Source organism: Solibacillus kalamii, assembly GCF_002174535.1.
In the GTDB taxonomy this organism is placed as follows: Bacteria; Bacillota; Bacilli; order Bacillales_A; family Planococcaceae; genus Solibacillus; species Solibacillus silvestris.
This window is the reverse complement of record NZ_NHNT01000014.1, coordinates 87,991-99,836: the sequence shown is the minus strand read 5'-3', so window position 1 is coordinate 99,836 and position 11,846 is coordinate 87,991. Positions and strand designations below refer to the sequence as shown.

11 protein-coding genes are annotated in these 11,846 nt (G+C 40.5%); 7 read left to right on the top strand and 4 right to left on the bottom strand.

Translation table 11 applies throughout. The annotated features are described in order from the left end of the window. Positions 1 to 179 precede the first annotated feature (179 nt). The 4 genes from CBM15_RS17100 to CBM15_RS17085 form a co-directional block, all read right to left on the bottom strand. Positions 180 to 710, bottom strand: coding sequence for a hypothetical protein (locus CBM15_RS17100; RefSeq protein ID WP_087618411.1), 531 nt, complete (start codon positions 708 to 710; stop codon positions 180 to 182). 383 nt (positions 711 to 1,093) lie between these two features. Next, positions 1,094 to 2,746 carry an acyl-CoA dehydrogenase family protein gene (locus CBM15_RS17095; protein ID WP_087618410.1) on the bottom strand — a complete coding sequence of 551 codons (1,653 nt, stop codon included), beginning with the start codon at positions 2,744 to 2,746 and terminating at the stop codon, positions 1,094 to 1,096. Next, positions 2,727 to 4,241, bottom strand: a complete 1,515-nt coding sequence (locus CBM15_RS17090; protein ID WP_087618409.1) for a class I adenylate-forming enzyme family protein — start codon at positions 4,239 to 4,241, stop codon at positions 2,727 to 2,729. Before CBM15_RS17090 ends, CBM15_RS17095 begins: the two co-directional genes overlap by 20 nt. Beyond that, positions 4,238 to 4,621 carry a MerR family transcriptional regulator gene (locus CBM15_RS17085; RefSeq protein ID WP_087618408.1) on the bottom strand — a complete coding sequence of 128 codons (384 nt, stop codon included), beginning with the start codon at positions 4,619 to 4,621 and terminating at the stop codon, positions 4,238 to 4,240. Before CBM15_RS17085 ends, CBM15_RS17090 begins: the two co-directional genes overlap by 4 nt. Before the next feature lie 406 nt (positions 4,622 to 5,027). Between CBM15_RS17085 and CBM15_RS17080 the strand changes: the two genes are divergently transcribed. The 7 genes from CBM15_RS17080 (at position 5,028) to CBM15_RS17050 (ending at position 11,828) form a co-directional block, all read left to right on the top strand. After that, positions 5,028 to 6,089: an iron-siderophore ABC transporter substrate-binding protein gene (locus tag CBM15_RS17080; RefSeq protein ID WP_087618407.1), complete on the top strand. Its 1,062-nt coding sequence runs from the start codon at positions 5,028 to 5,030 to the stop codon at positions 6,087 to 6,089. 1 nt (position 6,090) lies between these two features. Further along, positions 6,091 to 7,125, top strand: a complete 1,035-nt coding sequence (locus CBM15_RS17075) for a FecCD family ABC transporter permease (protein WP_193433809.1) — start codon at positions 6,091 to 6,093, stop codon at positions 7,123 to 7,125. Beyond that, positions 7,122 to 8,153: a FecCD family ABC transporter permease gene (locus tag CBM15_RS17070; protein WP_087618406.1), complete on the top strand. Its 1,032-nt coding sequence runs from the start codon at positions 7,122 to 7,124 to the stop codon at positions 8,151 to 8,153. The genes CBM15_RS17075 and CBM15_RS17070 overlap by 4 nt, the downstream gene beginning before the upstream one ends. Further along, on the top strand, positions 8,153 to 8,968 hold the full coding sequence (locus CBM15_RS17065; protein WP_087618405.1) for an ABC transporter ATP-binding protein: 816 nt from the start codon (positions 8,153 to 8,155) through the stop codon (positions 8,966 to 8,968). Before CBM15_RS17070 ends, CBM15_RS17065 begins: the two co-directional genes overlap by 1 nt. An 81-nt stretch (positions 8,969 to 9,049) precedes the next feature. Beyond that, a complete protein-coding gene (locus CBM15_RS17060; RefSeq protein ID WP_087618404.1) occupies positions 9,050 to 10,102 on the top strand; it encodes an NAD(P)/FAD-dependent oxidoreductase in 1,053 nt (350 codons plus the stop codon). 147 nt (positions 10,103 to 10,249) lie between these two features. Continuing rightward, positions 10,250 to 11,269 carry a hypothetical protein gene (locus CBM15_RS17055; protein ID WP_087618403.1) on the top strand — a complete coding sequence of 340 codons (1,020 nt, stop codon included), beginning with the start codon at positions 10,250 to 10,252 and terminating at the stop codon, positions 11,267 to 11,269. Positions 11,270 to 11,327: 58 nt separating this feature from the next. Continuing rightward, a complete protein-coding gene (locus tag CBM15_RS17050) occupies positions 11,328 to 11,828 on the top strand; it encodes a GNAT family N-acetyltransferase (protein WP_087618402.1) in 501 nt (166 codons plus the stop codon). The last annotated feature ends 18 nt before the right edge of the window (positions 11,829 to 11,846 follow it).

The window sequence follows — 11,846 nt, the reverse complement described above, 5'->3', positions numbered from 1 at the left end:
CTTCTAAAACAGACTTTAAAATGTATTCTTTTGTTTGTGCGTCTAATCGCTTACGAGTTTGTTTTTCTTTCATCGGTTCCACGTCCTTTTTTAGATATCTTAATATTAAAGTGTCTCTTAAGACGTGTCCATTTTTTATACTAACCTCATTTTATATGGTTCACACCCTTATTTTTTATTTATACGAGCTCAAACACTATGTCTTCGGGATAAATGCCAATATAGGTCTCTTCATCATTTAAATAGGCAATTTCCGCTCCATCAATTACTTGATGTTCGGTTAGTACTGTTAAGATTGATCTCAGTGCTAATCCTAAATCAACAACGAGGCAGAACGTAATGCCGGCACCATCCCCGATTTCGGAGCCATAAAGTTCGCCGTTTCCAGTTTCGTGCAAAATATCATCTAACAAATCCTCCACGAACAAGCTTCTTTCTTCCGCTTCTTCAAACTGCTCTTCCTGTTCATAACGGTATTGAACAGCAATTTTAATTAAAGAACCGGGATCTACATATTCATAGCCTTGATTGACCTTCTCTGCCGCCAGTTTTTCCATGGCGCGTTTAGAACTTTGAAAAAATCCTAACGGCAGTTCCTCCTCCTTACCTTGCTCACCTAATGTCCCGGATAATATATGAATCTGCTTATTCACTTTCCAGGCTTGCCAAAATTGTGTGCCGCCGTTCATTTTCTTTAATAATCGAATCATTTTCCATCCTCCATATCCTATCTAAAATCTCATACCCATTAAACTATGTAACTAGACAACAGAAAGTTAAAAAAAGGAATCTTTTTTTCTCGCGCTTTTTTTTTTTATAGAACAATTGAACACGATTTCAGAAAAACTCAACCCGATATTGGAAAGTCGGGAGGTGATATTAGAACAAACCGATTCCTTATTAGAACAACTGGAGAATAAATTTGAAAATCGCAACTTTATTAGAACAAATAAAATGATATTAGAACTTCTGTAACTATATTAGAATACCCGGCCAATCTCTAGTGCACCCCGGTGCAAATCCCCGGGAACATAATCCAGCCTAACAAAAAAACGCCCGGTAACTACTTAACCAAGGCGTTTCACTCAACCAATCAATAACCGCTATTCAACAATTTAAACCCTTTCACCGCTAACGGCACTTCACCAAAGGGCTTTTGATCAAATTGTTCTTCGATATAAATTTCCGCCAGCATCTGCTCGCGTTCACCGGCCGATTCAGCATGCTTTACTGCGACAACTGCTTCGTATAGACGAGCAAGCTGTTGCATCAGCGGTTTTGCTTCGAGCGTTTGCATTGCCGGATCTAGTGTGACAAACACTGCAAAACGCTGCTCAACGACAGAGGCAAGTTGCTGTAAATAAGGATGGTTCGTTTGCTGTAATTCATTAAGAAGCGTAATATGCGCATTCTTTTGCACGAGGCGAATAAGCTCGTGTGCCAAAATATTCGCTGTTCCTTCCCAAACAGTCAATACTTGAGCATCGCGAAGCAGGCGAGGGAGCACGAAATCCTCGATATAGCCGTTACCGCCATGAAGTTCGATCGCTTCATGCGTGAACTCAATTGCCCATTCTGCGGTTTCCTTTTTCACTAACGCAATTAACAGGCGGACAATCTGCTGTTCTTCCTCTGAAGCATTCCCGCTTACAACTTCATCATAGCGCGACACTAAATCAAACAACGCGACAAGTGAAGCATGCCATTTTGCGTGCAATGCGCCTAACGTATGCTTCACCATCGGAAACTCGGCAACAGTCTGGCCAAAAGCGATACGCCCGTTTGTATAATGGACCGCTTCATCCAGTGCGCGTTTCATAATGCCGATAGAAGCTGCGGCATTGCAAATACGGGACAAGTTGAGCGCTTCGAGCATATAGTAGATTCCTTTGGACGGATCGCCAACAACATATGCTTTTGCACCATTAAACTCGACCTCTCCAGATGGTACTGCTTTTACGCCAAGCTTATCTTTCAAACGGCGGATTGTAATGTGATTAAGCTCACCATCGTCGTCACGCCATGGTACAACAAACAATGTTAAGCCGCGTGAGCCTTCTTTGGAATTGGTCGTCTGGCGTGCAAGCACCATCGCAACACCGCACATCCCGGCATTTGATGCAAAGTACTTTTCACCATATAGACGCCATTTACCTTGTTCGAATCGCGCTTCCACGACGTTCGCACCGACATCGGATCCCCCTTGACGCTCCGTTAAAAACGTAGCCCCTTCAAATAATTCCGTATCGCCTGTAGCACAAATATGTGGCATAAACTTCTGCTTCAGCTCTTCAGATGCATAGTGCTCGAATAAATAAGCAGTGGCCATCGTCAATGTAACAGGACAGTAAAAGCCGGGCTCTGTTTGAGATAATAAATAGCCTTGCGCAAAACTGTATACATAATTACCTTTATGACCTAATTCAGGAATGTCTTTATGCACATAGCCGACAATTCCGGTTGCGTATGTTTCGGCAACCGTTTGTTTATAGCCCTCATTTACAATGACTTCACTTACTTCATCGCCGTATGCATTATAGCGACGTAATCTTGGTTCGCCTTCCCGGTCCGTCACTTTGGCACGGGCATCAATAGGTCCGGCACAAAGCGCACCGAATGCAGTAAGCCGTTCATCTGCATAACGGTAAAAAGAAGGCGAAAGCTTTTGCTGTAATAGCTGATGCAATGTTTGATCAAATTCATAAAAGTTCTGGCTCTTTTCACGTTTATTGGCTAACACTTGCATTTGCTTCACCTCTTAGCTGTTGTTTTAAAATTTTCCCGGAAGCATTACGCGGAAGTGCTTCAGTTTGTTCAAAGATTTTCGGTATTTTAAATGCGGCAAGTTTACCTTCTAAGTGATCACGAATTTTCTGCTCGGAAACAGGGACTTTCGCACAGTAAACCGCTTTTACTGTTTCACCCCATTCAGGATGCGGCACGCCGAACACCGCTACTTCAAAAATAGCGTCATGCAGCAGCAGCTGATCTTCAATTTCTTTCGGATAAATATTGACGCCGCCGGAAATAATAACATCTTTTTTACGGTCAACAATGTATATATACCCGTCCTCATCAATTCGGGCTAAATCACCTGAACGTACCCAGCCATCAACGAAAATGATTTTCGTTTCTTCCGGATTTTTATAGTATTCTTTCATATTACCTTCACCGTATAAAACGATTTCGCCAATTTCTCCAGGAACTACATCTTCATTTAATGTGTTAATAACACGCAGCTCTGTTCCAAATGGTGCTCGCTTGCCGATACTACCTGCTTTATGAGGGTGGTCAGCAGCATGTAAAATCGAACCGCTAGGACCGGCTTCCGTTAAACCGTACACACATACTAAGTTGTCTGTATTAAACTGCTGTTGAATATATACGACTTCTTTTTCAGACAGCGGTGCGCCTCCGTACACCCACCATTTCATTGACGATAGGTCGGCATTTGCGATACGCGGTGAGCCTGCAGTCAAAAGGTAGGCAACAGGTGCACCGAAGAAATGCGTCGTTTTGTATTTTTCTACTGTATCGATTAACAAGTCAGGCGTAAACGTCGGTGTGAGTACAGCGGTTGCCCCGACTAAAATGGCTGTAACTAAAAATAAATTCAATGGAGCAGAATGAGTTAACGGCATCATAATCAGCATTCGGCTTTCTGGTTTTACTTCCATTTCAATTGCAATCATATGCGATACAGCAAGTACATTGCGGTTTGTCAATAAAACTCCTTTAGGATTGCCGGTTGTACCGGATGTATAAAGTAAAGTTGAATTATCATCCTCCACTAAATCACAGCATACAACTTCATTAGGGGCAGCTTCCTGGAATTGATTGAAGCTTAGCCAGTCATGGACAGCAGGACCTGTTTTTACTTTTAGACCATTGAACATAATCGTAGCGGCCTGTTCGAAAATCAGCTCATGGACAAAGATCGCCTTTGCATCACTATGATTGAGCACATATTCAATTTCACGCGTGACAAACTTGGCATTGATCGGGACTACAACTGCACCAATACGCTGAATGGCAAAGTATAGTGCGACAAATTCTTTTACGTTCGGCATGAAAATCCCGACTTTATCACCTTTAACGATTCCGCTTGCACGCAATGAGCCGGCGATTTTATTTACTTGTTCATCCAATTGTTGATACGTCGTTTCCTGACCGAGACTAATGACAGCAATTTGATTCGGATACTTTCTTGCATGACGAGCTAACAGATTAGAAATATTCATGATTGGTCCTCCAATAATAGAATTAGTTTTTCCCGAAAAATAGCTTCCGTCCTTTCGATATCTTGACGGATTTCATACAACTCTTGAATCTTCTGATCAATTTCCCTTAACTTTTGCTGACCGTATTCGATTGTACGCTCCAACTGTTTAATACCAGTACGATCAAGGTCAAAAAGTAAAATCATTTCCTTGATTTCTTCCATAGAAAAGCCATACTTTTTTCCGCGGATAATTAACTTAATCTTTGCCTCCTCTCGTTTGGAATAGTGGCGCATTCCATTATGAGGTCGTGTCGGTTTCAAAATCCCGAGTTCTTCATAGTAGCGCAACGTTCTCGTTGTGAGTGCGTATTCTTTAGCGATCGTTTTAATGGATTTCATATAAGGCACCCCCATTGGCGAAAGTATACCATTTACGTTAACGTCAATTTAAAGAGAAATAAAGAATAAAAGAGAAAAAATATTTATTAAAGGAAAAAATAGGGGAATTAAGGGGGGAATGCGATTGCAATGATTAACGGAGCAATCCAAGCCTTATATGCAGAAAGACCAAAATCGTGTAACCCTTTATAAGGGATAGGACAATAAGTATAGTCCATATTAAATACAGCGTGTTTCTCAATGGAGAAGCCGCTTTTTTATTTATATTCTTATAAAATGCTTCCTATATAAAAAAATAGTACGCATTAAGTAATAATCTCATTGACAATCATTATCAAATAGCATTATTATTCTAATTAGCGATAATGATAATTGTTATCATTCAAGTTTAAGGGGCGTTAATTAGATGAAAACGAAAAAGTTCTATTCTTTAATGGCAATGCTTTTCGTAGCAATGGGCCTACTAATTGTTGCGGGTTGCTCGGATAAAGAAACAAGTACAAATGAAAACAATGAAACAAAATCTGGCTCTTCGAATTCAGAAGATTCGGCAACGCAATATCCAATCGTAATCAAACATGCGTTAGGTGAAACAGTAATTGAAGAAAAACCGGAGCGTGTAGCAACGGTTGCATGGGCAAACCATGATGTGGCACTTGCCTTAGGTGTAGTACCAGTAGGTTTCTCGGCAGCAAACTATGGTGTTCAGGATGAAAGCGGTATGCTTCCATGGACAGCAGAGAAGTTAAAAGAGCTTGGTGAAGAGAACCCGAACATTTACCAAGATACAGATGGCCTGGATTTTGAAGCAATTTCAGATTCAAATCCGGATGTTATTTTAGCGGCATATTCAGGACTTACACAAGAAGAGTACGATACTTTAAGCGAGATTGCACCAGTCGTTGCATATCCGGAAACTCCATGGGTTATTACATGGCGTGACCAAATCCTATTCAATGCAAAAGGTATGGGTATGGAAGAAGAAGGTAAAAAATTAATCGCTGATACAGAAAAATTAATTCAAGATAAAGCCAATGAATTCCCTGAAATCAAAGGGAAAAAAGCGGCGTTCGGTATGTTTAACGCGACTGATTTATCGAAGTTCTACATTTATACACCAGCTGACCCACGTGGTGAATTACTGGAAGAGCTAGGTATGGAATATCCGGAAAGCATTAAAGCGCAAGTTCAGGATGAAAGCAGCTTCTATATCGAGTTAAGTGCAGAAAATGCGGACGCTTTAAACGATGCTGAAATTCTGATTGCCTATGGTGATGACAACACATTAAAAGCACTTCAGGCAGATCCGATTTTAGGCAAAGTACCTGCAATCAAAAATGGTACGGTTTTAATTATTCCTGACAACACACCACTTGCTGCAGCAGGAAACCCGAACCCATTATCAATTCAGTACACAATTGATGAATATGTATCACTAATTTCGGAAGTTGCGAAAAAGTTAAAGTAATATGAAAAGTCCATCCGTTTTAGAAAAAAAGCAAATTATGATGCCGCGTAATTTTATAAAAGTATTATTGCTTTTAACGATTTTACTCGGACTATGTATACTTGCATCACTTATATTTGGTTCGCGGATGATTAGCTGGACAGATCTTCTGAATGGGATATTCCATTCAGAAGCTCAGTCTCATGAAGCGAACGTAGTAAGACAGCGTGTGGTACGAACGATTTTCTGTTTATTATGCGGCGCAGCATTAGGTGTTTCTGGAGCGCTTATGCAATCGGTTACACGTAACCCTATTGCAGATCCAAGTATATTAGGTGTAAATACAGGGGCATCCCTTTTTGTCGTTTGTGGTATTGCTTTTTTGAATATCAGTTCTGCAAATCAGTATATTTGGCTTGCGATAGCGGGAGCTTTTATTACCGCTATTTTTGTATTTGGGATCGGTTCAATGGGAAGAGGCGGGGCGACACCATTAAAGCTCGTTTTGGCAGGTGCAGCTACGAGCGCTATTTTATCATCACTGGTCGTTGCCATTATGATTCCGCGAACGAATGTAATGGATCAGTTCAGATTTTGGCAAGTAGGAAGTGTCGGGTCAGGAAGCTGGGATACAATAACTTTATTTATTCCATTTATCGCGGTAGGACTATTCATTGCCTTTTTTACAGCGCCGGCATTAAATGCGTTGGCATTAGGTGATGATGTCGCGACAGGGCTGGGGGTTCGCACAGGTACTGTAAGAATTGTAGCGGCATTAGGTGGCGTATTATTATGTGGTGCTGCGACTGCTTTGGCAGGTCCAATCGGCTTTATTGGTTTATTAGCTACACATATCGTACGTCTCGTAGTAGGTCCTGATCTACGTTATATTATTCCAATGTCAGCATTGTCGGGGGCGGTTATTTTAACCTTTTCCGATGTGATCGGAAGGCTTCTTGGCAGTCCAAGTGAGCTCGAAGTTGGAATTGTGACGGCCTTTATAGGTGCGCCGATTTTAATTTTAATTACGATGAAAGCGAAAATGCGTGCAATATGATGAATGAAACGATGAAGATGATTAAAACGTCAAGATTAAAAAGAAAACGCCGGTTTATATTGATGACTTCCTTGATGGCAATCATTTCGCTAGTACTTTGCGGTTTGATGCTTATGCTTGGCAATACAATTTATCCGGTACAGGATGTTATAAAGGTTTTACTAGGTGAACAAGTGAAGGGAGCAACCTTTGCGGTAAATACAATTCGTTTCCCGAGAATGGTAGCCGGTTTGTTTGCAGGCTTTGCATTTGGTGTCGGGGGTTATATTTTCCAGACGATGCTGCGTAACCCGCTGGCAAATCCAAATGTAATCGGAATTACAACAGGTTCAAGTGCTGCAGCTGTATTTTGTATCATTGTATTAAATGCGAGCAATACGGCCGTATCCATCGCAGCTGTAATCGGAGGGCTTGCAACAGCTATCTTTATCTATCTGCTTGCAAAAGGCACATCTTTTTCGATTGGTCGACTTATTTTAATCGGTATCGGCATTCAGGCAATGCTGACGGCCTTTATCAATTATTTAATGCTTATCGGGGATACACATGATATTCCGGCTGCAATGAGATGGCTGAGCGGTAGTTTAAATGGTGCAAAATTAACGAACTTATACCCGCTAATTCTTATCGTGTGTATTTGCACACCGATTTTAATGTATTTTGCGAAGCGTCTGGAAATGCTGGAGCTTGGTGAACAGGCGGCAACGTCTCTAGGCGTCAACACAAACCAAACGAGAGTCATCCTTATTATTACGTCGGTGCTCATGATTGCATTGGCGACTGCTGCAACGGGTCCGATTGCCTTTATTTCCTTCCTGGCAGGTCCCATTGCAAAAAAATTGGTCGGTGTCGGATTTTCAGGTCTTATTCCTGCGGGTTTAATCGGGGTCATTTTAGTATTGGCAGCAGATCTTATCGGACAGTTTGCTTTTGAGACACGCTATCCGGTAGGGGTCATTACAGGGATAATCGGTGCACCATACTTAATTTATTTATTAATCCGTATTAATCGGAAAGGAGATTTATGATGAAATCGACACATACATTCCAAACGGAAAATCTTGTTGCAGGCTATGACAACAAAGCGATTTTACACGGTGTAAGTCTAGCGATTCCTAGCAACAAAATCAGCATTATTATCGGTTCGAATGGCTGTGGGAAATCAACACTTTTAAAAACGATGGCACGATTAATCAAGCCAATCTCCGGCCAAGTATTATTGGATGATAAATCGATTAACAAAATCCCGCCGAAGCAGCTTGCACGTGTTTTAGGACTTCTTCCGCAATCACCGATCGTACCGGAAGGCATCACGGTAGCCGATTTAGTTGGCCGGGGCCGATTTCCTCATCAGATCTTGTTAAAGGGCTGGTCAACGGAGGATTATGATGCAGTTGCGGAAGCGATGGAAATGATGAATATTACCGAACTTGCAGACAGTCATATCGATGAGCTGTCAGGAGGGCAAAGACAGCGTGTATGGATTGCCATGGCACTTGCACAGCAAACCGATATTTTGTTTCTAGATGAACCGACAACCTACTTGGATATTACGTACCAAGTGGAGATTTTGGACTTGCTGACGGATTTAAATCGTAAGCATGGTACGACAATTGTAATGGTACTCCATGATATTAATTTATCCGCCCGCTATGCCGACTATATTTTTGCTTTACATAAAGGTCGACTTGTTTCGGAGGGAACACCAGCACACGTGATTACGAGTGAATTAATCAAAGATATATTTAATCTAAACTGTGTGGTCACACAAGATCCTGTTTCGGATTCGCCTTCTGTTGTACCAATCGGAAGACACCATTCGAAATCCGGAATGCTCGTTTAGCTGCAACTTAGTCAATGGAATCCGGCTGCAATTTCGCGAAAAGTGTAATTGACCGATAATGAAAAGAATGGAGTGTTTCGAATGAACGATATTTATGATGTAACGATAATTGGCGGTGGTCCAAGTGGATTATACAGTGCGTTCTATGCAGGGTTGAGAGATTTAAAAACAAAAATCATTGAATTTCAGCCTACGCTTGGCGGTAAGCTGCATGTTTATCCTGAAAAAATCATTTGGGATATTGGCGGCATGCCTGCAACTCCTGCGCAGCAAGTCATTGAAAATCTGGTTAAACAAGGACTGACATTTAAGCCGACCGTATGTCTAAATACGAAAGTCGATTTCATTACAAAAAAAGATGATTTATTTGTGATTGAGACAAGTTCAGGCGAAAAACACTATTCGAAAAAGGTCGTAGTTGCAGTAGGTGGCGGTATTATTAGTCCGATCAAATTGCATATTGAAGGTGCTGAAAAGTATGAAGTATCGAACCTGCATTATACAATTCGGGGCATTCAAAGCTTTAAGGACAAGTCACTGTTAATTTCAGGCGGCGGTAACTCGGCAATTGACTGGGCGAAGGATCTGATCGGCATCGCCAAGCAGATTACAGTCATCTACCGTGGCGAAAAGCTATCTGCACACGAAGCACAAATCCGACATTTGCAGGATAATGGCGTTCCGATCATTACAAATACACAAATTAAAACACTTGTAGCGAATGAAACGAAGACAAAAATAGAAGAAGTCATTTTGGAAAATGTCGTAACAAAGGAAACATCAAAGATAGTTGTAGATGACGTATTAGTGAACCATGGCTATGACCGGGATTCTTCGTTTTCTTTTGATGAGGCACTAGCTCCGGAAAAAGATTCGGATTATGACTATTATTATTTAACCGACGGAAAAGGATTGACATCTGTTGACGGTATTTATGCAGTAGGCGATATTTCCAAGTACGACAACAAAGTATATTTAATTACAGGTACATTCCAGGATGCCGTCAATGCAATTAATGCAATCAAGTTAAGCCTTGAACCGACAGCAGATCAGTATGCAAAAGTTTCTTCGCATAACGAAGTGTTCGAAAAGCGTAACAGGGAACTGATGAAGGATATCCTTGTGAATGGTTAGTACCAATAACGATTAAATAAAATAAATCCAAACGCAGAAGTTTATGTGAACTTCTGCGTTTTTTAATGATGGAAGGGTAACATTAGATTATAATGGAAGTACCAGATTTATGGGAATTTATGCAATAATCTAAGGAAGGGGATCGCTATGGTTTTCCAAAGAGTATTTGATTATAAATGGCTTCTGATTGCTTGTATCATTTTACTGGGTAATATGATTGTTTATCAGTTATCGTTTGTCTCCACACTTTCAGATGAGCAAGCGCGTGGAATGGTGATCGGTTCGCTAATTGACTGTGCAGTTGTAGCACCGGCGCTTCTTTTGCTGCAAAAAGGCAAATGGACAGTCCAAAATTTCATTGTCTTTATTGCTGCCGGTATTTTATTTGCTCGATTGGTAATCCCTAATGGATTGATGGAGCCTTTCCGTTATTTAACACTTTCTGCAATTGCTGTAGAAGCAGGGTTGGTTCTTATAGAATTATTCATTTTATTTATTTTTATCAAATATTTACCGAGCATCATTCAAGCGGTTAAATTAGAGCAGGAGCAACTTATTTTTGCGTTTCCTCGAATCGTAGCAGAGAAAGTGAAAGATAACATTCTCGTTAGGGTACTTTGCTCAGAAATGCTAGTTTTTTATTATGCGTTTTGCAGTTGGAAGAAAAAACAGCCTACCGGATTTTCTGTTTACAAAAATACGATGTATGTACCTGTTTTAGTAATGATTTTTCATGCGGCATTGTTTGAAGGAATCGCATTTCATTGGTTCTTTCATGATCGGCTACCGATTTTAGCTTGGGGCCATACAGTTCTATCACTTTACGGACTCGTATTCTTACTTGCAGATTTTCGAGCATTAACGCTAAATCCAGTTCGTATTGAAAACGGAAATCTATATCTATCCAATGGTTTATTGAAACAAACAAAAATTGACGTGACTAATATTGCACACCTTCATAAGTCGATAGAAGAAGATAAGAGTGTCTATCATTTTAAAGTATTAGGTAATACAGATGAACAGCCTGCTTTTGTAATAGAACTGAAGCAATTGCAAACGATTCAATTAGTTGTCGGATTTGAAAAAAAGGCAAAATATCTTGGGGTTTATGCCGATGCGCCAGCCCTATTACGTAGCGAAATAGAATTAGCGATACTAGCGAAATAGTGTAAAAGATTAAGAAACGGGGTATATAATAAGGGACGTAAATTTAAGAGGTGAAAAGATGAATATTAGAATATTAGGTTATAAAGATGCGGAACAATATCATAAAGTCAGATTACATGGACTTTTAAATTATCCAACATTTTTTAGCTCGTCTTATGAACATGAGAATAATTATACGGTTCCGGAAATTGAACAACGACTTCGCCCGCAAGCCGATAAATTTACACTTGGGGCATTTGAGGAGAGCCAACTGATCGCAATTGCGACATTTAAAAGGGAAACAAACGCAAAATTAAATCATAAAGGCTTTCTAGTAGGTATGTATGTTATGCCAGAAAAAAGAGAGAAGGGCGTTGCACGTGCCTTGGTAGAGGAGTTGCTGCGTCTATTAAGAGAAAACGAGGGTCTTGAACAGCTGCATCTTACAGTGGAATCAACGAATGAACGGGCAATTGCACTTTATGAATCTTTAGGATTTAAGCAATATGCATTGGAACGACATGCATTGAAAGTTGACGGTAACTATTATGATGAAGTTTGGATGGTTAAAGAGCTATAGCTATAAAGAAAAAAGTAA